General features: G+C 73.2%; 24 protein-coding genes. 13 read left to right on the forward strand and 11 right to left on the reverse strand.

Annotated elements, in window-relative coordinates; translation table 11 throughout:
- Positions 1-12: 12 nt before the first annotated feature.
- From ACGFYU_RS18665 to ACGFYU_RS18675, 3 genes are read right to left on the reverse strand one after another with little or no spacing between them, the layout of a single operon-like run.
- Positions 13-1,011 (reverse strand): TolB family protein, encoded by a 999-nt coding sequence (locus ACGFYU_RS18665; protein WP_393828374.1) that lies wholly within the window; start codon positions 1,009-1,011, stop codon positions 13-15.
- Complete coding sequence (locus ACGFYU_RS18670; protein ID WP_393828375.1) at positions 1,008-2,243, reverse strand: MFS transporter; 1,236 nt, start codon at positions 2,241-2,243, stop codon at positions 1,008-1,010. The genes ACGFYU_RS18665 and ACGFYU_RS18670 overlap by 4 nt, the downstream gene beginning before the upstream one ends.
- The gene (locus ACGFYU_RS18675) at positions 2,243-3,583 is read right to left on the reverse strand and encodes a discoidin domain-containing protein (RefSeq protein WP_393828376.1); all 1,341 of its coding nucleotides are present in this window, start codon (positions 3,581-3,583) and stop codon (positions 2,243-2,245) included. The genes ACGFYU_RS18670 and ACGFYU_RS18675 overlap by 1 nt, the downstream gene beginning before the upstream one ends.
- A 235-nt stretch (positions 3,584-3,818) precedes the next feature.
- Here ACGFYU_RS18675 and ACGFYU_RS18680 point away from each other — a divergent pair, with 235 nt between their 5' ends.
- The gene (locus ACGFYU_RS18680; protein WP_393828377.1) at positions 3,819-4,010 is read left to right on the forward strand and encodes a hypothetical protein; all 192 of its coding nucleotides are present in this window, start codon (positions 3,819-3,821) and stop codon (positions 4,008-4,010) included.
- Between the two features lie 10 nt (positions 4,011-4,020).
- On the opposite strand, the gene ACGFYU_RS18685 is transcribed toward ACGFYU_RS18680, so the two are convergent.
- From ACGFYU_RS18685 to zapE, 5 genes are all read right to left on the reverse strand, one after another.
- Positions 4,021-4,929: a polysaccharide deacetylase family protein gene (locus ACGFYU_RS18685; RefSeq protein ID WP_393828378.1), complete on the reverse strand. Its 909-nt coding sequence runs from the start codon at positions 4,927-4,929 to the stop codon at positions 4,021-4,023.
- A gap of 17 nt (positions 4,930-4,946) precedes the next feature.
- Positions 4,947-5,825, reverse strand: a complete 879-nt coding sequence (locus tag ACGFYU_RS18690) for a PPK2 family polyphosphate kinase (RefSeq protein ID WP_393828379.1) — start codon at positions 5,823-5,825, stop codon at positions 4,947-4,949.
- An 83-nt stretch (positions 5,826-5,908) separates the two neighbouring features.
- Positions 5,909-7,264 (reverse strand): alkaline phosphatase PhoX, encoded by a 1,356-nt coding sequence (locus ACGFYU_RS18695; RefSeq protein ID WP_393828380.1) that lies wholly within the window; start codon positions 7,262-7,264, stop codon positions 5,909-5,911.
- 674 nt (positions 7,265-7,938) lie between these two features.
- On the reverse strand, positions 7,939-8,367 hold the full coding sequence (locus tag ACGFYU_RS18700) for an OsmC family protein (protein ID WP_393828381.1): 429 nt from the start codon (positions 8,365-8,367) through the stop codon (positions 7,939-7,941).
- Between the two features lie 63 nt (positions 8,368-8,430).
- Positions 8,431-9,525: a cell division protein ZapE gene (gene zapE / locus ACGFYU_RS18705; RefSeq protein WP_393828382.1), complete on the reverse strand. Its 1,095-nt coding sequence runs from the start codon at positions 9,523-9,525 to the stop codon at positions 8,431-8,433.
- A 36-nt stretch (positions 9,526-9,561) separates the two neighbouring features.
- Between zapE and ACGFYU_RS18710 the strand changes: the two genes are divergently transcribed.
- From ACGFYU_RS18710 to ACGFYU_RS18745, 8 genes are all read left to right on the forward strand, one after another.
- Complete coding sequence (locus ACGFYU_RS18710; protein WP_393828383.1) at positions 9,562-10,323, forward strand: pyrimidine reductase family protein; 762 nt, start codon at positions 9,562-9,564, stop codon at positions 10,321-10,323.
- A gap of 135 nt (positions 10,324-10,458) precedes the next feature.
- Positions 10,459-10,926: an indole-3-glycerol phosphate synthase gene (locus ACGFYU_RS18715; protein WP_393828384.1), complete on the forward strand. Its 468-nt coding sequence runs from the start codon at positions 10,459-10,461 to the stop codon at positions 10,924-10,926.
- A gap of 59 nt (positions 10,927-10,985) precedes the next feature.
- The gene (murC, locus tag ACGFYU_RS18720) at positions 10,986-12,380 is read left to right on the forward strand and encodes a UDP-N-acetylmuramate--L-alanine ligase (RefSeq protein ID WP_393828385.1); all 1,395 of its coding nucleotides are present in this window, start codon (positions 10,986-10,988) and stop codon (positions 12,378-12,380) included.
- A 24-nt stretch (positions 12,381-12,404) separates the two neighbouring features.
- Positions 12,405-12,818 (forward strand): peptide-methionine (R)-S-oxide reductase MsrB, encoded by a 414-nt coding sequence (msrB, locus tag ACGFYU_RS18725; RefSeq protein ID WP_393828386.1) that lies wholly within the window; start codon positions 12,405-12,407, stop codon positions 12,816-12,818.
- A 73-nt stretch (positions 12,819-12,891) separates the two neighbouring features.
- The gene (locus ACGFYU_RS18730; protein WP_393828387.1) at positions 12,892-13,887 is read left to right on the forward strand and encodes a branched-chain amino acid ABC transporter permease; all 996 of its coding nucleotides are present in this window, start codon (positions 12,892-12,894) and stop codon (positions 13,885-13,887) included.
- 16 nt (positions 13,888-13,903) lie between these two features.
- Complete coding sequence (locus ACGFYU_RS18735; protein ID WP_393828388.1) at positions 13,904-14,896, forward strand: branched-chain amino acid ABC transporter permease; 993 nt, start codon at positions 13,904-13,906, stop codon at positions 14,894-14,896.
- Positions 14,886-15,749, forward strand: a complete 864-nt coding sequence (locus tag ACGFYU_RS18740) for an ABC transporter ATP-binding protein (protein WP_393828389.1) — start codon at positions 14,886-14,888, stop codon at positions 15,747-15,749. Before ACGFYU_RS18735 ends, ACGFYU_RS18740 begins: the two co-directional genes overlap by 11 nt.
- A 3-nt stretch (positions 15,750-15,752) precedes the next feature.
- Positions 15,753-16,493 (forward strand): ABC transporter ATP-binding protein, encoded by a 741-nt coding sequence (locus ACGFYU_RS18745; RefSeq protein WP_393828390.1) that lies wholly within the window; start codon positions 15,753-15,755, stop codon positions 16,491-16,493.
- A 1-nt stretch (position 16,494) separates the two neighbouring features.
- Here ACGFYU_RS18745 and ACGFYU_RS18750 read toward each other — a convergent pair whose 3' ends face one another.
- The gene (locus tag ACGFYU_RS18750) at positions 16,495-17,766 is read right to left on the reverse strand and encodes an ABC transporter substrate-binding protein (RefSeq protein WP_393828391.1); all 1,272 of its coding nucleotides are present in this window, start codon (positions 17,764-17,766) and stop codon (positions 16,495-16,497) included.
- 385 nt (positions 17,767-18,151) lie between these two features.
- On the opposite strand from ACGFYU_RS18750, the gene ACGFYU_RS18755 reads away from it, so the two are divergent.
- From ACGFYU_RS18755 to ACGFYU_RS18770, 4 genes are read left to right on the forward strand one after another with little or no spacing between them, the layout of a single operon-like run.
- The gene (locus ACGFYU_RS18755; RefSeq protein ID WP_393828392.1) at positions 18,152-20,452 is read left to right on the forward strand and encodes a nitrate- and nitrite sensing domain-containing protein; all 2,301 of its coding nucleotides are present in this window, start codon (positions 18,152-18,154) and stop codon (positions 20,450-20,452) included.
- Positions 20,449-20,853 carry a roadblock/LC7 domain-containing protein gene (locus tag ACGFYU_RS18760; RefSeq protein ID WP_393828393.1) on the forward strand — a complete coding sequence of 135 codons (405 nt, stop codon included), beginning with the start codon at positions 20,449-20,451 and terminating at the stop codon, positions 20,851-20,853. The genes ACGFYU_RS18755 and ACGFYU_RS18760 overlap by 4 nt, the downstream gene beginning before the upstream one ends.
- Positions 20,853-21,221, forward strand: a complete 369-nt coding sequence (locus tag ACGFYU_RS18765) for a DUF742 domain-containing protein (protein WP_393828394.1) — start codon at positions 20,853-20,855, stop codon at positions 21,219-21,221. The genes ACGFYU_RS18760 and ACGFYU_RS18765 overlap by 1 nt, the downstream gene beginning before the upstream one ends.
- A complete protein-coding gene (locus tag ACGFYU_RS18770; RefSeq protein ID WP_393828395.1) occupies positions 21,208-21,807 on the forward strand; it encodes an ATP/GTP-binding protein in 600 nt (199 codons plus the stop codon). The genes ACGFYU_RS18765 and ACGFYU_RS18770 overlap by 14 nt, the downstream gene beginning before the upstream one ends.
- Here ACGFYU_RS18770 and ACGFYU_RS18775 read toward each other — a convergent pair.
- Together ACGFYU_RS18775 and ACGFYU_RS18780 are read right to left on the reverse strand one after the other, a co-directional pair.
- Positions 21,797-22,702 (reverse strand): NAD-dependent epimerase/dehydratase family protein, encoded by a 906-nt coding sequence (locus tag ACGFYU_RS18775; protein ID WP_393828396.1) that lies wholly within the window; start codon positions 22,700-22,702, stop codon positions 21,797-21,799. The genes ACGFYU_RS18770 and ACGFYU_RS18775 overlap by 11 nt on opposite strands.
- Entirely contained in the window at positions 22,699-23,910 is a 1,212-nt protein-coding gene (locus ACGFYU_RS18780; protein WP_393828397.1) for a cytochrome P450, read from the reverse strand. The genes ACGFYU_RS18775 and ACGFYU_RS18780 overlap by 4 nt, the downstream gene beginning before the upstream one ends.
- Between the last annotated feature and the right edge of the window lie 97 nt (positions 23,911-24,007).

Below are 24,007 nucleotides of genomic sequence, written 5' to 3' on the forward strand. Positions count from 1 at the left end.
CCCCGAGACCGCTTAGGACGTCCCCCGCACGGTCGCGGGGGACGAGCCGCCCGTCACGAGGAGGCGGGGCGCTCCCGGGCCGTCCGCCGGGACCGACCAGATGTCCTGCGCGCGGCCGTCGCCTCCGGGCAGGGCGTAGGCGAGGGTCGAGTCGTCCAGCCAGGCGGCCTGGTCGTCGACTCCGTGCGGCTCGGCCGTCGGGTGCTCGCGCAGCGTCGCCAGGTCGAGGACGTACAGCCGCCAGGGGGCCCGGAGGTCGTCGGAGACCCTCTTCTTGAAGGCGACGCGCGTGCCGTCCGGGGACAGCGAGGGGCATTCGACGTTCTCGCGCAGCGCCTTCGCCGACCAGTTCCGCAGGTCCCCCTCGACGAGGTACGTGCGGCCGCCGGTGGAGACGGTGGCGTAGAAGAGGTTGTCGTCGCGGGCGAAGGTCACCCCCCAGTAGTTGACGTCGGGACGGTGGTGGCGGACCCCGTCGAGGGTCAGCGGGATCTGCTCCATCGACTTGACGAGGTACCCGGTGCGCAGGTCCAGGATCGACGTCCGCGTGGAGAAGGCGGAGGTGGCGTAGGAGTCGCCGGTCGCGAAGGTGGTCCAGGAGAGGAGCTGCCCAGAGGCGGAGACGCGGGCCCGGTTGGGGATGCCGGGCACGGTCACCCGGCGGACCTCGCGCAGCCGCCGGTCCAGTACGAGCGCCTCGGTGCGGGCGGGGGTGCCGGGCAGCCCGCGCAGGCACAGGGCGTGCTCCCCGGCGGTGTGGAAGCGGTCGCAGGAGGGGCCGCCGGTCACGCGCGCCGCGTCCTGGCCCGGCTGCCGCGCGACCCGCCCGGTGGCCGCGTCCCGGAAGTACAGCCCGGGCTCCTCGAGGCCGAACGAGGCGTCCGCGGCGGCCTGCCGGAGCGGCCGTTCGCGGTGCCGCGCGTGCAGGACGTAGCCGAGGGAGCCGCCCGCCAGGAGCAGCACGGCGGCGAGGACGAAGGCGAGGCGCAGCCGCCGCGAGCGGAGGTTCATGACGGCTCCGGGGTGGTGGGAGTGCGGGCGGGCAGGATGCGCCGGGCGGCCACGAGCGCCCCGGCCAGTCCGAGCGAGGCGGCCCACAGGGCGGGCCGCTGCCCCCAGTACGTCCACGCCGCCCCGAACCCGGCGGCGCCCAGGAGCCGGGCCAGCGCCTGCCCGGTCTGCAGCACCGCGAGCCCGCCCGCCCGGCCGTGCGCGGGCAGCAGGGGAGCGGCGAGCGCCATCAGGACGCTGTCGGTGGCGGCGTAGAAGATCCCGAGCAGGACCAGCACGCCCGCCACGGTCGGCCAGGAGACGGGCGCGAGCAGCAGGACGTACGCCCCGAGCAGGGCGCCGTGCCCGAGCAGGAAGCCGGGGCGCCGCCCGGTCCGGTCGGCGATCCGGCCCGCGGGGACGGCGAGCAGCAGGTACACGGCGGCGGCGCCGAGCGGCAGCAGGGTGAACAGGGCGGGCGGAAGGTCGAGTCCGCGCAGGAGCAGCAGGTAGAGGAAGGAGTCGCCGATGGTGGTGGCGCCGAGCAGGGCCGCGGCGTACAGGACGCGCCGGAAGGCGGGGTCGCGCACCGCCGTGTACGTGGGGGCGTTGGCGCGGGGGGCGGGCCGCGCCGTGGCCGGGACGTACACGACGAGCAGCAGCACCCCGAGCAGCCCCGCGCAGAAGCTGACGGCGAAGACGGCGTCGTAGGCGTCGGCGGTGGCCCACAGCACGGCGAACGCGGCGAGCGGGCCGAGCAGGGCGCCCGTGGTGTCCATGGCGCGGTGCACGCCGAAGGAGCGTCCGAGGCTCTCCGGGGGGCCGCTCAGCGAGATCATGGCATCGCGCGGCGCGGTGCGGATGCCCTTGCCCAGCCGGTCGGCGGCCAGTGCGGCGGCGACCGGGGCGGTCGCTCCGCCGGCGAGGAGCAGCCCGAGCCGGGACAGCGCGGACAGCAGGTAGCCGGCCCCGGCGACGTGCTTGTGGCGGCCGCCGCGGTCGGCGAGGCGTCCGCCGAGCAGCCGCACGAGTGCGGTCGCGCCGTTGAACATGCCGTCCAGGAAGCCGAACTGGAGCGGGGAGAGGCCGAGGCCCAGGACCAGGTAGAGCGGCAGCACCGCCGTGACCATCTCCGAGGAGACGTCGGTGACGAGGCTGACCGCGCCGAGCGCGAGGACGGCGGCGGGGACGCGCCGCCGGGCCCCTGGGGTGCGGGGCGGCGCGTCCGGGCGGCCGTTGGCGGCCAAGTACATCAGTGGCAGCTGTACTTCGGGCTGGTGTCCTTGACCTGCCCGTCCGTGGCGAGGTAGGTCCATCCGTAGCCGGAGTCGGTGAAGTCCAGCTTCACCACGCCGTACGGTCCGCTGATCCGCTTCTGGCTGTTGGGCTGGACCTGCTCGATCGGGTAGGGATCGGCGCCGCCCATTCCGCCGACGACCTCCACGATCCCGTCGGCGGTCGCCCGGCCCTCAGGGTCCTGCGGGGCGAACCGCTCGTAGTGGTGGTCGTGACCGTTCAGGACCAGGTCCACCTTCGCGCCGTACAGGATCTTCCACACCGGCTTGGACACCGGGTCGTTGCCGTGTCCGCCGGACGAGAACAGCGGGTGGTGCCAGTAGGCGGCCACGCACTGCCTGGAGTTGGCGGCGAGGTCGGCCTTGAGCCAGTCGATCTGGGCGGCCTGGTCGAAGGAGTTGGAGTCGAGGGCGATGAAGTGCCAGTTGCCCTCGTCGTAGCTGTACCAGCTCTTGCCCTGGGGGAAGGCGATGCTCCCGAAGTACGACTTGTACCCGGCGAGGGAGCCGGCCGGGTCGTACGTCTCGTGGTTGCCCGGGACCGGGCGGGTCCTGTCCTTGAAGGCGCCCCAGCTCTTGTCGTAGTAGGCGCGGTAGTCGGAGAGCCGGGCGTCGTCGTACTGGTTGTCGCCCATGGTCAGGTAGAACTTCGGGTCGATCCGCTGGGCCAGCGCCGCCGTCTTGGGGTGCGCGCAGCCGCTGTCGGAGGCCGTGCACTGCGCGGCGATGTCGCCGGCCGCGACCACGGTGAAGGCGCCGCCGGGCGGCGGCCCGCCGTCGAGGGTGCCGTACACCTCGGCCTCGAAGAGCGAGTAGCCGTACGAGGTGCCGCGTGCGGTCCCGTACACGCGCAGGTACCGGCCCTTGCCGGACAGGCCGGTCCAGTCGTCGGCGCCGCCGTTGCCCGCGGTCTCGGTGGCGAGCGTGCTCCAGGCGGCGCCGTCGGCGGAGATCTCGACGCGGTAGGCCTTGGCGTAGGCCGCCTCCCAGGTCAGGCGGACCCGGGAGACGGTGGCGGAGGCGCCGAGGTCGACCCGGATCCACTGCGGGTCCTTGCCCTCGGCGCTGGCCCAGCGGGTGGCCGGGTCGCCGTCGAAGGCGTTCTTCGCGCCGAGCGACGAGCTCTCGACGGAGGACGCGGTGGCCGGCTTCCCGCGCGATATGAGGGGGTCGGCGGCGGCCCCGGCGGCCCCGGCCCGTTCGGGCCAGGCGAGGAGGAGCCCGGCGACCAGGGCGAGTACGGCGGCGCCGATGAGAAGGAGGGTGTGAAGTCTGCTGCGGAAGGCGTTCAGGTGCATACCCGGACTCCCTTGGCATGGAGGGCGGCGAGAGCTGGACACCGGTGCGGGGCGCCGCGCCCGGCCCGGGGGCGGGCAGGAGGCAGCGCCACGGCGGCCGGGTCAGAGCTCTCGCTGAGCGCGTCACACCCAGGGGTTCGGGCACCGCGCCGAGCCGCCGCCGGGGACATTAACAGGAAGGAAAGTTTCCTACCAGTGCTCCGGCGGCGCGAAGTCCCCGAGTAGGCTCGTACGCATGGACGAGCTGGACGGAACCGAGTCGTACTGCCCCGCCCCGGCGGCCCCGGCCGGGCGGGTGGCCGGGCCGCCGTACGCCGACTGCCTGGAGTGCGGCAAGCCCACCGAGTACGGGGTCGCGACCCCGGGCGTGGTGCCCTGCCCGGTGTGCGAGTGGCAGGACGCGCAGCGCTCGGCCTGCTCCGGCTGAGGGCGCCGGCCTACTTGCCGATGAGCTCGGAGACCTTCACGAAGCGGTAGCCCCGCTTGCGCAGCTCGGGCACGATCTTCCGGATGGCCTCCTCGGTGACGGGGGCGGCGCTGCGCGTGCAGTGCATGACCACCACCGAGCCCGGCTTCACCCCGGCCAGCACCTGCTCGGCCACCGCGTCCGGGTCCTTCGCGAAGGCGTCCCCGCTGACCACGTCCCACTGGACGGCCGTGACCTTGGCCGTGGACAGGGCCCGCAGCGCCTGGTCGTCGTAGCAGCCGCCGGGGAAGCGGAAGTACGGGACGATGTTGACCGCCCCGGCCTTGCGGAAGGCGTCGAAGGCCCGGTCCACGTCGGCGCGGGCGGCCGCGCCGTCGAGCGCGGGCAACCCGTAGCAGGGGGACTTGAAGGCGTGGTGGCTGTACGAGTGATTCGCGATCTCGAAGTTCGCGTCCGTGCCGATGGACTTCGCCTGGTCCGGGTACTCCTCGGCCCAGCGGCCCGTCATGAAGATCGTCGAGGGCACCTTCAGGGTGCGCAGGGTCGCGATCAGCTGGGGATTGTCGAAGTGCTCCCCGTCCGCGGCGCGCGGCCCCTGATCGGAGGTCATGTCGGCGTCGAAGGTCAGCGCCACGGTCTTGTCGCCGTGCTGCTTCGCCCGCTCGAAGACCGGGGTCAGCCCGTTCGGGCCGGGCGCCATGGTCGGGGCCCGGTACGGCGCACCGGCCTGCGGGGTCGCGGAGGCGGAGGGCGAGGCGGGGGTCGCGGCGGACGGCCCGCCCGAGGCGGGGGCGGTGGCCGCATGGCTGCCCATACGGGCTTCACGGCCGGCGTCCGAGGTGCCGGTGCCGCCCCCGCAGCCGGCGAGGGCGGCACTGAGGGCGGCCACGGCCGCCGCTTTGCGCACAGAAAGGGTCACGCAGGCAAAATATATGACTATGTGGCGAGTAGCTGTCTGCGGCACTCCTCGACATCGAAGTCACCCTTCGGATAGCGGGGGTCGATGTCCTCCAGATGCTCCAGGAGCAGTCGGCTGACCGCCCAGTCGCGGTACCACTTGCGGTCCGAGGGGACGATGAACCAGGGCGCGGCGTCGGTCGAGCAGCGCTCCAGCGCCAGCTCGTAGGCCTCCTGGTACGCGGGCCACATCGAGCGCTCCTCGATGTCGCCCGCGTTGAACTTCCAGTGCTTGTCGGGGTTGTCCAGCCGCTCCAGGAGCCGGGCCCGCTGCCTCTCGTAGCTGATGTGGAGGAAGACCTTCACGAGGGTCACGCCGTCCTCGGCGAGGGACTGCTCGAACCGGTTGATCTGGGCGTAGCGGCGGCCCAGTCGGCTGCGCGGCACCAGCTCGCGGACGCGGGCGATGAGGACGTCCTCGTAGTGCGAACGGTCGAAGATGCCGATCTCGCCCGGTTGGGGGAGGGCCTTCTCGATGCGCCAGAGGAAGGGGTGGTCCCGCTCCTCGGGGGTGGGCGCCTTGAAGGCCTTGATGCGGCAGCCGGCGGGGTTGAACAGGCCGATGACGTGTTTGACGGTGCCGCCCTTGCCGCTGGTGTCCGTGCCCTGGAGCACCAGCAGGATCCGGCGCCGGTCGCCGGCGGTGCTCGCCGCGTAGAGCCGCTCCTGGAGGGAGGCGAGCCGGTCCGCCAGCGCGGCGGTGGCCGCGACGCCGGCCGCCTTGTCCGCGGGCCCCGCGGGAATCGCCCGGGGGTCGAACCGCCGCAGATCGACCGGCCTGTCACCGCCGACCCGCAGCACCTCGCGCAGCGCGGCCCTCTCGGCCGGACGGGCCTTGCGGTTGTCCTTCTTCGGCACAGGCCACCCCAATCCGATCGGTTCCGTACGATCCTGCGGCACATCGGACGGAACCGCGAGGGCGGTCGGTGCCGTCAGTGCCGTCAGTGCCAGGGGCCCGTCACGGCGAACGTGGTTCCGGGGGCGTAGGCGTTGACGAACATCGTCCGGCCGTCGGGGGAGAAGGTGACCCCGGCGAACTCCCCCCATTCCGGGGCGCCGGCGGCCCCGATGTCGTCGGCGTTGCGGGCCACCGGGTAGACCTCGCCGTCGACCGTCACGCCGAAGACGTACTGCGCCCCGCCGCCGTCCTCGCACACCATCAGGCCTCCGTCGGGGGCCAGGCAGATGTTGTCGGGGGAGTCGCCGGGCAGCGCGATGTCCGCCGCCGGGCCGAAGAGGACGTCCAGCCGGAGGCGGGCGCGCAGCGGGTCGTAGAACCACACCTGCCCGTGGTGGTCGGCGCCCGCGCCCTCGCGGGTGCGGGCGTAGCTGGAGACGAAGTGGACGCCGCCGTCGCCCCAGTAGCAGCCCTCCAGCTTCTGGGCGTGGGTGATCCCGCCGCCCGGCCCGAAGTCCTGGAAGCGGATGGCGGTGCCGGCCGCGGACGGGTCCGGTACGGGGACCCACTCCACCGGGAACTCCGCCCCGGGCTCGTCCACGACCGACAGGTCCGCCACCCCGGGTGCGCGCAGGGCCTCAAGGGCGCCGCCGGCCCGCAGCGAGCCGAGGCCGCCGAGGGGGAGGTGCGGCAGGAAGCGGTAGAAGAGGCCGAAGGGCTCGATGAAGGCGTCCTCGGTCTCGTAGACGACCCCGCGGTACGGGTCCACGGCGACGGCCTCGTGCGCGAAGCGGCCCATCGCGGTGAGCGGGACCGCGCCGGAGCGGTGCGGGTCGGCGGGGTCCACCTCGAAGACGTAGCCGTGGTCCTTGGTGTAGCCGGAGGTGCCGGCGCGGTCCTCGGTCTCCTCGCAGCTCAGCCAGGTGTTCCAAGGGGTACGGCCGCCCGCGCAGTTGACCGCGGTGCCGGCGAGGGCGACCCGCTCGCCGATGACGGCGCCGCGGGGGTCGAGTTCGAGGGCGGTGCAGCCGCCGAGGGCGTGGGGGTCGTAGGTGAGTCCCTCGACGGCGGGGACGCGGAGGGCTGCGGTGGTCCGGTTCTCGTGGTTGCGGACCAGTCGGGTGCGGCCGCCGGGGGCGGGGAAGGCGGCCATGCCGTCGCAGTTGGCGGGGACGGGGCCTTCGCCGGAGCGGAGGGGGGTGCCGGCGCGGGAGAGGACGCGGTACGAGAACCCCGCGGGCAGGTCGAGCAGCCCGTGGGGGTCGGGGAGGAGGGGGCCGTAGCCGGGGCCGTGGCCGGGGGCGTGGCCGCGGGGCGTGCGGGTGGCGCCGAGGGTGCCGAGGGCTCCGACGAAGGCGATTCCGCCGGCGGCGAGCAGGCTGCGTCGGGACACGGACATCGGCAACTCCCGGCGGCGGGGCGGAGATATGACCGGCCCGTGGTACCACACGGGCCGGCCGGCGGGGGCCGTCACCCGCCGGGCTGTCCCACCGGTGGCCCTGCGGCCGCCCTGGCCGGGGCCCCGCCCCTGTCCCCCTGGCCGGGGGCTGCGCGGGGGGCCGGGGCCGGTTCTCTGGGCGGGGGCTGGTGGGGGCTCAGTGGGGTTCGGGGCCGTTCCCCTGGCCGGGGGTTCGGCCGCTCTTCTGGCGGGGGCTTCGCGGGTGCCGGGGCTGGGCCATGGCCGGGGTTCGCGGGGCCGGGGCCGGGGTGGGGTGTCGTCGGGACGGGCTTCGATGTTCGGCGCCCTTTCCGGGCCTGCTCTGTCGGACGGCACCTCGCGCCGAATTCATCTCGTTTTAGTCCCGGCCGACACCCCACCCCGTCCCCGACCCCGACCGGGCGCGCGCAGCCAGATCCAGCCACGCCAGGCACATCCAGCCCCTCCGGCGTTTGAGGAGCGGGGTTCGGGGCGGAGCCCCGATTTTTGAGCCGCACTTGCGCAGTCACGCCGGGCACCATCCAGCCCCTCCGGCGTTTGAGGAGCGGGGTTCGGGGCGGAGCCCCGGGGTTGGGGGTGAGCCGGGTCCACCCGGCCCCTGCGGTGCTCAGGGGCGGGGTGGCTCCGGGCAGCGGTTAGGCGAGCTTCGCGCTCAGGGTGATCTTCGTGCCCGTCAGGGCCTGGCTGACCGGGCAGTTCTGCTTCGCGTCCTCCGCGGCAGCGACGAAGGCGTCGTTGTCGATCCCCGGCACCTCCCCCTCGGTGGTGAGGTGGATCCCGGTGATCCCCTGCCCCGGCACGAACGTGACCGCCGCCGACGTGGTCAGCTTCGCCGGTGGATTCCCCGCCTTCGCCAGCACGTTCGAGAAGGCCATGTTGAAGCAGCTGGAGTGCGCCGCCGCGATCAGCTCTTCCGGGCTGGTCCGCCCGTTCGCCTCTTCGTCGGTGCGCGCGGGCCAGGAGACCTGGTAGCTGCCGAGACCGGACGAGTCGAGGGTGACTTCGCCCTTGCCCGTGAGCAGGTCGCCTTCCCAGACGGCGTGTGCGTTGCGAACAGTGGCCATGGTGGATCCCTTCGCAGAAGTGGAAACGGCCGGGTCCCCGGAAGGGCCCGGCATTTCCCAAACCTACTGGGACACCAGGGGTTTCGCGTCGCGCGCCAGCGCGGTGAGCCGCGATATGGCGCGGAAGTATTTCTTCTTGTAACCGCCGTTCAGCATCTCGTCACTGAACAGCCGGTCGAACGGAACGCCGGAGGCCAGCACGGGTATCTCGCGGTCGTACAGCCGGTCGGCCAGGACCACCAGCCGCAGCGCCGTCGACTGGTCCGGGACCGCGCCGACGTCGGTCAGGCAGACGGCCGAGATCCCGTCCGTCAGCGCGCCGTAGCGGCTCGGGTGGACCCGGGCCAGGTGTTCCAGCAGCCCGGGGAAGTCGTCGAGGCTCGCGCCCGGGGTCGCGTACGCGGCCTTGGCGACCTGCTCGTCCGAGAACGGGGCCGGGGCCTCCGGCAGGCCGCGGTGCCGGTAGTCCTGGCCGTCGATCCGCAGCGGCCGGAAGTGCGCCGACAGCCCCTGGATCTCCCGCAGGAAGTCGGCGGCGGCGAAGCGGCCCTCGCCGAGCTTGCCGGGCAGCGTGTTGGAGGTGGCGGCCAGGGCCACGCCCTGCTCGACCAGGCGGCTGAGCAGCGAGGAGACGAGGACGGTGTCGCCCGGGTCGTCCAGTTCGAACTCGTCGATGCAGAGGAGGCGGTGTCCGCCCAGGGTCTGGACCGTCTGCTGGAAGCCGAGCGCGCCGACCAGGTTGGTCAGCTCCACGAAGGTGCCGAAGGCCTTCAGCGCGGGCTCGGCCGGGGTCGCGTGCCACAGGGAGGCGAGCAGGTGGGTCTTGCCGACGCCGTAGCCGCCGTCGAGGTAGACCCCGCGCGGGGCCGCCGGGGCGGCCGGCTTCTTCGCGAACCAGCGCCGCCTGCCGGATCCGGAGGCGTGTGCTCCGCCCAGGCCAGCGGCGAAGCCGCTGAGCGCGGTGACGGCCTCGGCCTGGCTGGGCTGGGTCGGGTCCGGGTTGTACGTGTCGAAACGCACCGAGTCGAAACGGGGCGGCGGCACCATCTCGGCCACCAGCCGTTCGGCGGGCACCCGCGGCTCGCGGGCGCACAGGGCCTGCGGGCCCGCGTCGTCGGCTATCGGGGGCCGGCCGGAGGCGATCAGTGGTGTGGACACAGCTCTTAACTCTACGGGGCGTGGCACACTGCACCGATGCGACGCCTGTTCCCTGTGACCGATCAGACATCAGACCGAGAGTGGTCGCTGGACGAGCTCGCGGAGGCCTACGCGTATCCCGCGCTCGGGCCGGACGCGCACTGGCTGCGGGCGAACATGGTGTCGACCCTCGACGGGGCCGCCCAGCACGACGGCCGCTCGCAGCCGATCTCCGGCGAGACGGACATGCGGATCTTCGGCACCCTGCGGGCCCTGGCCGATGTCGTGGTCGTCGGGGCGGAAACGGTTCGGCAGGAGGGCTACCGCCCGGCCCGGGCCCGGGAGGCCTTCGCGGCCCGGCGCGCGGCCGCCGGACAGGGCCCGGCCCCGGCCATCGCGGTGGTCACCGCCAGCCTGGACCTGGACTTCTCGCTGCCCCTGTTCACGTCCCCCCTGGTGCCGACCCTGGTCGTCACCGGCGCCGCCGCGCCCGCGGACCGGGTGGCCGAGGCGGTCAAGGCCGGGGCCGAGGTCGTCGTCGCGGGCGACGGGGTCGGCGCGGACCCGGCCCGGGCCGTACGGGAGCTCGCGGAGCGGGGGTTGCGGCGTCAGCTCACCGAGGGCGGGCCCCGGCTGCTGGGCCAGTTCGTGGCCGCCGACGCCCTGGACGAGCTGTGCCTGACGATCTCGCCGATGCTCACGGCGGGCGACGCCCAGCGGATCTCCGGGGGCCCCTCTGTCACGGTTCCGCACCGGCTCGCGCCCGCCTGCGTACTGGAAGAGGCCGGGTTCCTGTTCACGAGCTACCGTCGGATCTGACAAGCCGCGGAATTTGCCGTTCCGCTTAGCTTCCACTGGGCACATATACCTCCGCAGGCCCCGTGCGAGAGCGGGGCAGGATGGTTTCCGCAGGGGCCGGCCACCAGGCCTCGGCCCATGAAGGAGAGGGCGTCCGTGTTCACGAGCGTATTGATGATCGAGCAGCCGCTGACCACGGTGGACGTGGACTTCGTCACCACCCTGCACGGAGACGACCAGGTCTCCTTCGTCGTCCTCATGCAACCCAGGGGCGACCAGGACCGACTGCTGCGCGCCATCGACGACGTAGCGCTCGGCGAGCTCCCCGAGGCCATCCGCGAGGGCGACGAACCCGAGGGCGAGGCCGCCCGAGGCCCCGCCGGGCAGGCCCTGGAGCACTCCCTGGAGGCCTTGCGCAAGAAGGGCGCCAAGGCCGTCGGCCAGATCGTCGAGGACCACCCCCTCGACAAGCTGAAGGCCGTGGTGGACGAGACGAACGCCGACGAGGTGATCGTCCTGACCGCCCCGCACTTCGTCGAGGAGTTCTTCCACCGGGACTGGGCCTCCCGCGCCCGGCACAAGGTCGGTGTTCCGGTGCTCAAGCTCTTCGCCCACAACGAATAGGCTTGGGTCCTCAGAGCCCGACGCACACGCGCACCGCACTCGATCCTGGAGCGACCTGAATGAAGCCCGGCCTGCCGACCGCCATGGAACGGCCCCACTTCATCGGCATCGGCGGCGCCGGCATGTCCGGCATCGCGAAGATCCTCGCCCAGCGCGGCGCGCAGGTGGCCGGCAGCGATTCCCGAGACTCCGAGACCGCCCAGGCGCTGCGCGCCCACGGCGCCACGGTCCACATCGGGCACGCCGCCGACCACCTCGCCGCCGACTCCACCTGCGTGGTCGTCTCCAGCGCCATCCGCGCGGACAACCCCGAGCTGGCGCGCGCCGCCGAGCTGGGCGTTCCCGTGGTCCACCGCTCCGACGCGCTGGCCGCCCTGATGGACGGGCTGCGCCCGATCGCCGTCGCCGGTACGCACGGCAAGACCACCACCACCTCGATGCTCGCGGTGTCCCTCTCGGCCCTGGGCCTGGACCCCTCGTACGCCATCGGCGGCGACCTGGACGCCCCCGGCTCCAACGCCCACCACGGCGAGGGCGACATCTTCGTGGCCGAGGCGGACGAGAGCGACCGCAGCTTCCACAAGTACACCCCGCAGGTCGCGATCATCCTCAACGCGGAGCTGGACCACCACGCGAACTACGCGTCGATGGAGGAGATCTACGAGTCCTTCGAGACCTTCGTCGGCAAGATCGTCCCCGGCGGCACGCTCGTCGTCACCCACGGCCAGGAGGGCGCGGCCGAGATCGCCCGCCGCGTCGCCGGCCGCGAGGGCCTGAACGTCGTCACCTACGGCGAGGAGCCCGAGGCCGACGTCCGCATCACCAAGATCACCCCGCGCGGCCTGACCAGCGAGGTCACGGTCGTCCTCGGCGGCCGGATGCTCACCTTCTCCGTGTCCGTCCCCGGCCGGCACTACGCGCACAACGCCGTCGCCGCCCTCGCCGCGGGCGTGGCCCTGGGCATCCCGGCGCACAACCTGGCCTCCGCCCTCGGCAAGTACACCGGCGTCAAGCGCCGCCTCCAGCTGAAGGGCGAGGCCGCCGGCGTCCAGGTCATCGACTCCTACGCGCACCATCCCACCGAGATGACCGCCGACCTGGAGGCCATCCGCGGCGCCGCCGGGGACTCCCGGATCCTGGTCGTCTTCCAGCCGCACCTCTTCTCCCGCACCCAGGAGCTCGGCAAGGAGATGGGGCAGGCCCTCGCCCTCGCCGACGCCTCGGTGGTCCTGGACGTCTACCCGGCGCGCGAGGACCCGATCCCCGGTGTCACCAGCGAGATCATCATCGCCGCCGCCCGGGCCGCGGGCGCCGACGTCACCGCCGAGCACGCCAAGGAGGCCGTCGCCGACGTCATCGCGGGAATGGCCAAGCCCGGCGATCTCGTTCTCACCATGGGCGCGGGCGACGTCACGGATCTGGGACCCCAGATCCTTGCCCGGCTGTCGAACTGAGGGAACCGAGGGAGCGGGAACGTCATGGCGTACGAGGTCGAGAAGACGGACGAGCAGTGGCAGGCGGAGCTGACCCCGTCCGAATACCAGGTGCTCCGCCTCGCGGGCACCGAGCCGGCCTTCCGCGGTGAGTACACGGACACCAAGACGGCGGGCGTCTACTCCTGCCGCGGCTGCGGGGCCGAGCTGTTCCGCTCCACGGAGAAGTTCGACTCCCACTGCGGCTGGCCGTCCTTCTTCGACCCGAAGGACACCGACGCCGTCGAGCTGATCGCGGACACCTCGCACGGCATGATCCGTACCGAGGTCCGCTGCGCGACGTGCGGCTCCCACCTGGGCCACGTCTTCGAGGGCGAGGGCTACCCCACGCCGACGGACCAGCGCTACTGCATCAACTCGATCTCCCTGCGCCTGACCCCGGACTCCGACGAGGGCTGACGGCGGCAGGGCGCGGGCCCTGATGCGCGCTTACACTGAGTGACACAGGTGGTCACGTCCTACCGGATGCACCGTGCGCACTCAGCGGCTGTTCGTACCGGCACTCGCCCTGTTCCTCGTGACGCCGCTGGCGGTCACCGCGCCGGCGCAGGGCGAGCAGGCGGCGCGCGGTCCGGGGTTCGGGGCGCGCGCCCTGCAGGCCCTCGTCGACGGGGTCCAGTTCGGTGTGATCATCGCGATCACCGCGGTCGGACTCTCGTTGGTCTTCGGCACCATCCACCTGATCAACTTCGCGCACGGCGAGTTCGTGACGATCGGCGCCACCTTCGCGTTCTTCCTCAACGCCTCGCCGGCCGGGCCCGGATGGCACCTGATCCCCGCCGCCCTCGCGGCGGTCGTCCTCGGGGCCCTGCTGGGCGCGGCCGTCGACCTCGGCGTCTGGCGGCCGCTGAGGGCCCGGGGCACCGGGCTGATCAACATGTTCATCGTCACCATCGGGCTCTCACTGCTGCTGCGGCACATCGTGCTCGTGCTGTACGGGACGCGCCCCGGCTCCTACGCCCAGTACGACATCCAGCGCGCGATCGACCTGGGCCCGGTCGGCATCACCCCGCGCGACCTCGTCGTCACCCTGCTGTCGGCGGCGACCCTGCTCGGCGTCGCCGCCCTGCTGCAGCGGACCCGGATCGGCACGGCCGTCCGAGCCGTCTCCGACAACCGCGACCTCGCGGAGGCCTCCGGCATCGACGTGCGGCGGGTCGTGCTGGTCGTCTGGATGCTCGGCGGCGCGCTGGCGGCCCTCGGCGGGGTCTTCTTCGGCCTGGTCGAGATCGTCACCTGGGACATGGGCTTCAAGCTGCTCCTGCTGATGTTCGCGGCGATCATCCTCGGCGGCCTGGGCTCGGCGTACGGCGCGATGGCCGGCAGCCTCGTCATCGGCGTCGTCGCCCAGATGTCCACGCTCTGGTTCCCGGTCGACCTCCAGTACGCCTGGGCGCTGCTGGCCCTCATCGTCGTTCTGCTCGTACGGCCGCAGGGCATCCTCGGCCACGCGGAACGCGTCGGGTGAGGGGCGGTGGTGCGCCGTGGACTGGTCGGTCGTCCTCTCCGACGCGCTGCGCTCGGGCATCGGCCCCATCGCCGCGGTGTACGCGCTCGCCGCGACGGGACTCAACCTCCACTTCGGCTACACCGGGCTGCTGAACTTCGGCCAGGTCGGCTTCATGCTCGTCGGTGGCTACGGACTGGCGATCACGGTGGCGACCTGGGGAGGACCGATGTGGCTCGGCATCCTGGTCGGACTCGCCTCCGCCGTCGTCCTGGGCCTGCTGCTCGGCCTGCCCACCCTGCGGCTGCGCGCCGACTACCTCGCGATCACCACGATCGCCGCCGGGGAGACGCTGCGGCTGTTCTACCGCTCCGGCTGGGCCCAGCCCACGACCGGCGGGGTGTACGGCCTCCAGCGCTTCGCCGGAGACTTCTACGAGCTGAGCCCGATCCCTCCCGGCACGTACGGCTTCTGGACGGTGCGGTTCGGCGCCCGCGACCTGTGGGTGCTGATCGTCGGATGGGGCCTGGTGGCCGTGGTCGCCGGCCTGCTCGCGCTGCTGATCCACAGCCCGTGGGGCAGGGTGATCCGGGCGATCCGCGAGGACGAGACCGCCGTACGCGCCCTCGGCAAGAACGTCTACGCGTACAAGATGACGAGCCTGGTCCTCGGCGGGGTGATCGGCGCGGCCGCCGGCATGCTCCAGGCGATCCAGGTGCAGTCGGTGAGCGCGGACAGCTTCGAGCCGGCCGTGACCTTCTTCCTCTACACCCTGCTCGTCCTGGGCGGCGCCGGGCGGATCCTCGGCCCGGTCGTCGGCTCGGTCCTCTTCTGGTTCGTCCTCACCTTCCTCGACAGCGGGCTGCGCCAGGCCATCGACGCCGGATACGTCTCCCCGGACCTGATCAGCACCTCGGAGGCAGGCGCAGTGCGCTTCGCCCTGGTGGGGCTCGCCCTGATCCTGCTGGTCGCCTTCCGGCCCCAGGGCCTTCTCGGCAGCAGGAAGGAGATGCTGCTCGGTGGCCGCTGACACCCCTCCCGCACCCGCGCCCCGGCTCGCCGGGGTCGCACCCCTGCCCGGGGTGCCCAAACCGGACCCGCTGCTGGTCCTGGACGGGGTCACCCGCGCCTTCGGCGGGCTCACCGCCGTACGCGTCGACCACCTGGAGGTGCAGCGCGGGGCCATCACGGCACTCATCGGACCCAACGGCGCCGGCAAGACGACGCTGTTCAACGTGGTCAGCGGCTTCGACCGGGCCGGCGGCGGCCGCTGGTCGTTCGACGGGCACCCGCTCGCCGGCCGCCCCGCGCACCGGGTGGCCCGCCGCGGCATGGTCCGTACGTTCCAGCTGACCCGGACGCTCGCCCGGCTCACCGTGCTGGAGAACATGCTGCTCGCGGCGACCGGCCAGCGCGGCGAGCGGCTCCTGCCCGCACTGCTGCCGCCGCTGTGGCGCGGGCAGGAACGGGAGATCACGCGCAGGGCCGACGAACTGCTGGACCGGTTCCGGCTCGCGCCGCTGCGCGACGACCACGCGGGCACGCTCTCCGGCGGGCAGCGCAAACTGCTGGAACTGGCCCGCGCGCTGATGGCCGAGCCCGTCATGGTGCTCCTCGACGAGCCGATGGCCGGGGTGAACCCCGCCCTCACCCAGTCACTGCTGGGACACATCACCGACCTGCGCGACGAAGGCCTGACCGTGTGCTTCGTCGAGCACGACATGGACGTGGTGATGGGCATCAGCGACTGGGTGGCCGTGATGGCCGACGGCCGGCTGGTGGCCGAGGGCCCGCCCCGCACCATTGGCCGGAACCCGGCCGTCGTGGACGCCTACCTGGGCAGGCGGCACGACGAACCGGAAGCGACCGGGGAGGAGGGATGAGCCATGTCCGACCACGGACAAGTGCCCGTGCTGGCGGCCGAGGAGCTCGTCGCCGGATACCTGCCGGGTGTCGACGTACTGCGCGGATGCAGCGTCGAGGTGCGCCCCGGGGAGCTGGTCGGCGTCGTAGGACCCAACGGCGCCGGCAAGTCGACACTGGCCAAGGCCGTCTTCGGGCTGCTGAAGGTACGCGGCGGGACCGTACGGCTGCACGGCGAGGACGTGACGAACCGGCCCGCGCACGACCTCGTACGCCGGGGCGTGGGATACGTACCGCAGCTGCAGAACGTCTTCCCCGCCCTGACGGTGGAGGAGAACCTGCGGATGGGCCTGTACCTGCGCCCCGGCGCCTACGCGCGCCGGGCCGCCGCCGTCGAGGAACTATTCCCCGTGCTGGCCGCGAGGCGCGGGCAGAAGGCCGGGTCGATGTCCGGGGGCGAGCGGCAGATGCTCGCGATGGCACGCGCGCTCATGACGGAGCCGCGGGTGCTGCTGCTCGACGAGCCCTCGGCAGGCCTGTCACCGCTCTTCCAGGACCAGGTCTTCGAACGGGTCAAGGAGATCAACGGGGCGGGAGTCGCCGTGTTCATGGTCGAGCAGAACGCCCGCAGGTGCCTCCAGATCTGCGACCGCGGATACGTCCTGGACCAGGGCCGGAACGCCTACACCGGCACCGGCCGGGACCTGCTCCACGACAGGAAGGTGATCGAGCTCTACCTCGGCACCCTGGCCCGGGTCCGCTGATCTACGTCCGGGGGGTGCTCACCTCGGTGCGCAGCGTCTGCAGCTTGCCCGCGTCGTCGTACGCGTAGACCTCGATGGTCGCCTGACCGGGCTCACCGGCCGCGGTGAAGTCCAGCGGGCCGCTCACACCGTCGTAGTCGATGTCCTTGCCGGCCGCGAGCAGCTTCTTGCAAGCGGCGAAGCTGTTGCACTTCTCGCCGTCCTTGGTGACACCCACCATCTCCTTCACGAACTTCGCCGGGTCGTCCGACTTCGCCTTCTCGGCGGCGAGCGCGATGGTCGTCACGCAGTCGAAGGTCTGCGGCGCGAACTGCAGCACCTTCAGGCGGGGCGCGAAGGCCTTGAGCGCCTTCACGTACTGCGGGTTGGACGCCGATGCCGGTGCCGTTCCCTTCATGCCGGCGATCCTGCCCGGGTCACGCGGGGACACCAGTGCGGGCAGCTCCTCGCTGCGCAGCCCGTCGGTGCCGTACACGCCGATCCGGTCGGGGCCGAGCCCGGCCTCGATGAGGCCTTGCAGGATCTGGGTGCCCTCCTCGAAGGCCACCACCACGACGGCGTCCGGATCGGAGTTCTTCACCTTCTGCACGACCTGGTCGTAGTTCGTCGCCTTGGGGTCGTAGGTGTCCGCCAGGACCACGGTCGTTCCGCCCTCCTCCAGCGCCTTCCTGGTGGCGTCCATCAGACCGCGCCCGTAGTCGTCTGCGCGCGCCACCAGGGCCACCCGCTTGTGCCCGTCGCCCTGGATCACCTTGGCCAGGACAGGTCCCTGGAGGGCGTCGCTGGGCGCCGTACGGAAGTAGTAGCCGTGGTCGTCGTAGTCGGTGAAGGTGGGCGCGGTGTTCGAGCCGGAGCACTGGACCACGCCGGATCCGGTCACCCGGTCGATGAACGACAGCGACATGCCGGAGGCCGCGGCGCCGATGATGGCGTCCACGCCCGCGGCGAGGATCCGGTCGGCCGATTGCACGGCCACGGCTTCCTGACCTGCCTCGTCGCCCGAGATCGGGGTAGGGATCGGTTTGCCCAGCACACCGCCGGCGTCGTTGATGGTCTTGATCGCGAACTTCGTCGATTCGATCATCGGCGGGCCGAGGAAGGCCAGCTGGCCGGTCTCCGGCAGTACGTAGCCGAGCTCGAGCACACCGTCGGAGTCCCGGGCGGGCGCGGGCGCCGGGGCCGCCGATCCGGCGGTGCCGGTCGCGCCGAAGCCCGTGGCCAGCAGGGCGGCCGCGCTCGCGATGATCGCGGACCGTCGCATCGACGCTTTCATGTCCGCCTCCTGTCGCCAGGGGCGGGCGGCGGTCGACAGGCCAGCTTTCCGCCCGCCTTCTGTAATGAGGGTAGAACGTGACGGCCGGGCCGGTCATCCGGACGGGAGGGGGCCGCGTCCCGCACGGTGTCGGGGACATCGCGGTTGGATTCCGATCCGGTCTCCGGCACGGGACCTGTCGCTGCCGATAGCACGATTCGGCCACGGAAGATACCTATCCGCTTCTTCGGTGTGGCTGGTTATGATCGGCCCCTCACATCCCTCCGCAGCCGCACAGGTTGTGCCCGTCCCCACCCCAGGACGGTGCCGTACCAGGCTGTTGGGCCGCACCCGCTGCCACCCGCCGCCCCGCCGTCCCCCGCTCGTCCCCCGCTCCCGAGGACCGATGTCTCCCATAGAACCCGAAGGCGCACGAGGGCAGTCGACGCCTCGTCGGAGGCGTACCGTACGCCTGCGTACGCTGCTCATCCTGCTGGCGGTGCTCCCCGTCGCGGCGATGGGCACCCAAGTGACCGTGACCGCGCAGCGCCTGCTGGAGCAGGCGGAGCGCCTGCGGGCCGATGTCGCGGCCGCGGAGCGGCTCGGCGCACCGCTGTACACGCTCATGGTCGACCTGCAGGCCGAGCGGACGGTGACCGCCTCGCGATGGGCGGGCACGCCCGGCGCCGAGGAGGAGCTGCGGGACCGGCGGGAGGCGACGGACAAGGCCGCGGCCGAGTTCCGCCGACTGGCGGCCGATTCGGCGGCCCCCTTCAGGGAAGTGAACCAGCGGCTCGACGGCCTGGCGGTCTACCGCCAGCGCGCCGACGCCCGCAGCGGCGGCGCCGACGCCACGCTCGCCTACTACACCGGCGCGGTCGGCGCGGTCATCCAGGTGTACCAGCAGGAGTTCAGCCACGCGCAGGACGCCGAACTCACCCAGGAGAGCCGGCCCGTGGTGCCGATGCTCTCGGCCACCGAGATGGTGGCGCGCGAGGACTCGATCCTGGCCCTGGCCGGGCCGTCCAGGGAGCTGGACTCCGCCGCCTTCGACCAGTTCATCGCCGCCATGGGAGCCCAACGGTACCTGTACGAGGCATGGATCGCGCCGTATCTGTCCGACCGGGACCGGCGGTTCTACGAGCGGATCCTCACCTCCGCGGACTGGAAGACGAAGACCCGCATCGAGAACGCGGTCGTCTCCGACCACAAGGACATCGAATCCGGCGTCAAGCTGCCCGCCGAGGTCGGCGGCTGGCGGTCCGCGCACGAGAACTTCTCGGTGCAGATGGCCTCGCTCAACGTCGACCGGGCACGGCAGGTGCTCACGCGCGGCGAGGCCAAGGCCGCGGAGCTGCGGACCGAGGTCGCCTGGCTGATCGGCGGAAGCGCCGGCGGGCTGCTGCTCGTCGTGGTCGTGGTCGTGTTCACCACGCGGTCGGTGCTCCGCCGCCTGCACGTCCTGCACGAGCGCACGGTGACCGTCGCCGAGGAGACCCTCCCCGACGTCGTCGCCCGGCTCCAGCGCGGGCAGACGGTCGACGACGCGGCGCTGCCGGCGGTGCGCGGCGACCGGGACGAGGTCGGCCGCGTCAGCGACGCGTTCGCCCGGGCCGTCGCCGTGTCCGTCGACGGACACCGGCAGCTCGCGGCGGAGCGCCACGGCTTCGGTCTGTTCGCCGCGGGCATCGCCTCGCGCACCGGGAACCTGGTCAGCCGCCAGCTGAGCCTCACCGAGGACCTCCAGGACACCTTCGGTCACGACGAGGCGCTGCTCGCCCGGTTGATGCGGGCCGACCAGCTGACGGTGGGCATGCGACGGCAGATCGAGAACCTCCTCATCCTGGCGGGCGGCGAGGTCCCCGACCCGCACACCGAGCCCATGCGCGTCGCCGACCTGCTCCGCGAAGCCGCGGCGGAGGTCGAGGACTTCCGCCGCATCGAGCGCCAGGCCCTGGACGAGACCAGCGTGGAACCGCACGTGATCAGCCAGATCAGCCACCTGCTCGCGGAGCTGCTGGACAACGCCACCCGCTTCTCCCCGCCGCGGTCGAAGGTGGTCATCCGTGCCGAACTGGTGGCGGACGGGCTGTCGGTCGAGATCGAGGACCGCGGGCCGCGGGTGTCCCCCGAGCGGTACGAGGAGATGAACGGGCGCCTGCACGAGGCCCCGCCCTACTCCGTCCTGGCGCAGAACGCGCACCGGCTGGGGCTCTTCGTGGTCGGTCACCTCGCCGACCAGCTCCAGGCGACGGTCACCCTGCGCCGCTCGGTGTACGGGGGGACCTCGGCCGTGGTGATCCTTCCCAGGGAGCTGCTGGTGGCCACCGAGGGCGAAGCACCGCGCGAACCAGTGCAGCCGGCCCAGGACCCGGCCCCGGCGGCGTCCGCCCCCGTCCCGCGCCTGCCGGTGGAACGCAAGCCCGAGCTGGTCCTGCACGCGGGCGCAGGTCTGCCGACCCGCGGTACGCAGACGCCCGCACCCGCGCCCGCGCCCGCGCCCGCCCCGGCGGCCGGCCCCACCAGGCCGGCCCTCCCCGAGCGCGTCCCGCAGACCCACATCGCCGAGCAACTGCGCGCGCCCCGCGCACCGGAAACCGTCGTCCCGCAGGACACCGCCACCCCCGAAGAGGTGGCCGACGCCTGGGCGGACTACGAACAGGGCACCCAGACAGTGGAAGAAGAGCTCCGACGGGATCAGCCATGACCACCTCATCAACCGACATGATCTACAGCGTCCTGGACAACAACCTGAGCAGGATCGCCGGCATCCAGGGAGCCGTGCTCCTGTCCAACGACGGCATCAAGCTGAGCGCCTACCTGCTGGACGAGCCCCAGGCCGAGCGCATGGCCGCCGCGGCCTCCGGCATCGCGGCCACGATGAAGGCCATATCCCGGGAGGTCGACGGCGGCCGCGTCATCCGCCAGCTGGTGGAGATGGACGACCGCTACCTCTGCATCGTCGGGTGCGGCGAGGGCAGCACCCTCATCGTGGTGACCTCCCGCAAGGCGAGGCTCGGGGAGCTGGGCGGCGAGGCCGTACGGACCGCCCAGGCGCTCGGCGAGTGGCTCGGCACCCCCGAGCGCACCCAGGTCCCGACCCCGTAATGCCGGAAGACGAGCCACAGCCCGCACGGCGCCGCCGGACGCGGCTGTACGCCCTGACCGACGGCCGTACAGCCGCACCGCACACCGTCCTCAGCATGGACACCACCATCACGGCGGCGATCGCCGAGGACGCCCGCGGCGGCCTCCCCACCGAGTGGCAGGACATCCTCGCCATGTGCGCGGCGCCGGGCGGCCTGGCGGTCGCCGAGATCGCGGCGCGGATGCACATCCGCCTCACCCCGATGGCGCTGCTCCTCGGCGAACTGGCCGACCGCGGGCTGATCCACCACAGGCCGCCCCTGGAGGGCGCCGAGACCACCAACGTCCACCTGCTCATGAGAATCAGGGACAACCTTGCCCGGATATGACACCCCCGCCAGCCAGGAATCGGCTCCGGTCAAGATCCTCATCGCCGGCGGGTTCGGGGTCGGGAAGACGACCCTGGTGGAGACGATCTCCGAGATCGAGCCGCTGCGTACGGAGGAGCGGCTGACGGCCGCGGGTGTCGGCGTCGACGACCTCGACGGCATCGAGTCCAAGGCGGTCACCACCGTGGCGATGGACTTCGGCCGGATCACCCTCACCGATGCCGGAGTCGTCCTCTACCTGTTCGGCACGCCGGGCCAGGAACGCTTCTGGTTCATGTGGGACGACCTGCTGAACGGGGCGCTCGGGGCGATCGTGCTGGTCGACACGCGACGCCTGGACAGGAGCTTCCCGGCCGTCGACTTCTTCGAGAGCCGCAGGCTGCCCTTCGTGGTCGGCGCGAACTGCTTCCACGGCGAACAGTCGTACACCGCCGAGGAGATCGGGGCCGCCCTGCACCTGCGCGACCCCAACACGCCCGTCCTCATGCTCGACGCCCGCTCCCGTACGGACGTCCGCGCTTCCCTGCTGGCGCTGCTCGACCTGCTCATCGGCAGGGCCGAGGCCCCGGTGGCCGTCAGCGGCTGACCCCCATCGGGGATATGTAGTCCGCCAGGCTCCGGCGCGGGGTCCAGCCCCGGGAGCGGGCCCGGGTCAGGTCCAGGACCACCGGGTGGGCCAGCTGGTCCACCGCGTAGCGGCTGAGGGCCGGTTCGGCGGTGGGCAGCGCCTCCGCCAGGCGGGCCGCCGTGCGGGCCAGGGCTAGCGGGAGGTGGCGGATCCGGGCCCGGACGGAGTGGGCGTGCAGGACCGCCCGGACGGCCGCGTCCCGGGCGTAGGGTTCGGCGTCGGCCACGTTGTAGGCGCCCGGGGGCCAGCCGGCCGCCGCCAGGCAGGCGTCCGCGAGGTTCTCCACCGCCGTCAGGCTGAGCCGGACGTCCGGACCGGGCAGCAGCAGGGTGCCGGCCCGGACCCGGGAGAGGAGCCGGGGGAGCAGCTGGGTGTCCCCGGGGCCGTAGACGGCGCGCGGCCGCAGCACGACCGCGCCGGCGGCCAGGGCCAGGGCCTCGCCCGCCGACTTCGTCCGCCCGTACGCGTTGAGGTGGCGGCCGCGCGGATGGTCCTCGCGGACCAGGCCGCGGTCCAGGTGCGGGTCGTAGACGCTGGCACTGCTGACCCAGACCACCGGCCGGCCGCCCGCCGCGCGCAGCAGCCGCTCCGTGCCGCCGACGTTGACCTCGTGCATCAGCGCCTCCGTGGCGGACCCGGGTGCCGGATCGCCGACCGCCGCCGCGCAGTGCACCACCAGGTCCGTCCCCGAGAAGTCCGGCTCGCCGAGCGCGGCGTCCCAGAAGCGGTGTTCGCCCAGCGGGCCGGGCCGGCGGCCCACGCACACCACCTCGGCCCCGCGGGCGGCGGCCGCCCGGGCCACGTGCCCGCCGCAGAAGCCGCTCGCCCCGGTCACCGCGATACGGATGCTCACGCGCGGGCCTCCACCGTCAGGGTGCGCCAGCCCGGCAGGGCCGCCCGCCGGTCCACCCGGGACCGCGTCACGACCGGCCGGTACGGTGCCAGCGCCGCCAGTACGTCGGCCAGCTGGACGTGCGCCAGCCGGGCCCCGGGGCAGACGTGCGGCCCGGAGCCGAACACCAGCCGGGCGGTCCCCGCCCCGGCGGGCCGGCGCGCGTCCGGGTCGCGCCGGTGCGCCTCGGCCGCGTGCCGGGCGACCAGCAGCAGCCGGTCGCCGCCGCGCACCGGGCAGCCGCCGACGGACCCGTCCGAGGCCGCCACCCGCGGCAGTACCGGCGAGGCCGCGGTGACCCGCAGCAGTTCGTCGGCCAGCGCCGGGCGCAGTACCGGGTCGGCGGCCTGCTCCCACAGTCCGGCGTCGGCGCACCAGGCCACGGCCCGGGGCAGCGCGGCCACGGTGGTGTTGACGGCCGCCACCGCCACCATGACGGCCAACCCCGCGTCGGCGGCCTCCTGGCCGGCCCGCCTGCCGCCGGCCGGCCCGTCGGTGGGCCCCTGGCCGGCCCGCTTGTGGTCGGCACGATTCCCGGCGGGCGGACCGTGCTCGGCCCGTGCCTCGTCGGCCCGTCCCAGCAGCCCGCGGAGGCGGTCGGCGGCCCCGGCCGCGGCGGCCTCCGCGCGCGGGCGGCGCGGCCCGGGCAGGTGGCTGCGTACGGAAGAGGCCGCGGCCTCGCCCGCGGCGGCCGCCACCGCCCGCGGATCGGCGTCCACGTCCAGCAGCGCGCAGACCACCATCCCGGCCAGCTCCCGGGCCAGCTCCACGAGGTCCACCTCGCCACCGCGCGCGAGCGGCGCGAGGCGACGTACGAGCAGCGGCTCCCACACCGCACGCAGCCGCTCGACCCCGGCCGTGCCGAGCCGCCCCGCGAGGTCCCGCCGGTCCGCCCGGTGCCCGCTGCCCTCCTGGTCGAACAGCACACCTCCGCCGCCGGACAGCGCGGCCCGCGCGGCCCCGCCCGTCGTACCGGCCGCCGTACGGTCCAGCGGCAGCCGGGTCAACGCCTCCCGGTAGGCCTCCCCGTCGTGCACGAGCAGCGTGCGGCCGAGGCGCCAGACGGGCCGCCCACGGGTGGCGGCGAGCAGCCCGAACAGCACGGGATGGCTGCGCAGGTAGACCCGGCGGTCACGCCGCCGGGCCCGCGTGTGGGACAGGGTGCTCATGGGGTGCGTACCTCCTGATGTCAGCCCCGCCGGCGATTGAGGCGCGGGGGTACGGGGGCGGAGCCCCCGGCGGGGTTCGGGGCCGAGGCCCGGGACG

Source organism: Streptomyces sp. NPDC048337 (genome assembly GCF_043201175.1).
In the GTDB taxonomy this organism is placed as follows: Bacteria; Actinomycetota; Actinomycetes; order Streptomycetales; family Streptomycetaceae; genus Streptomyces.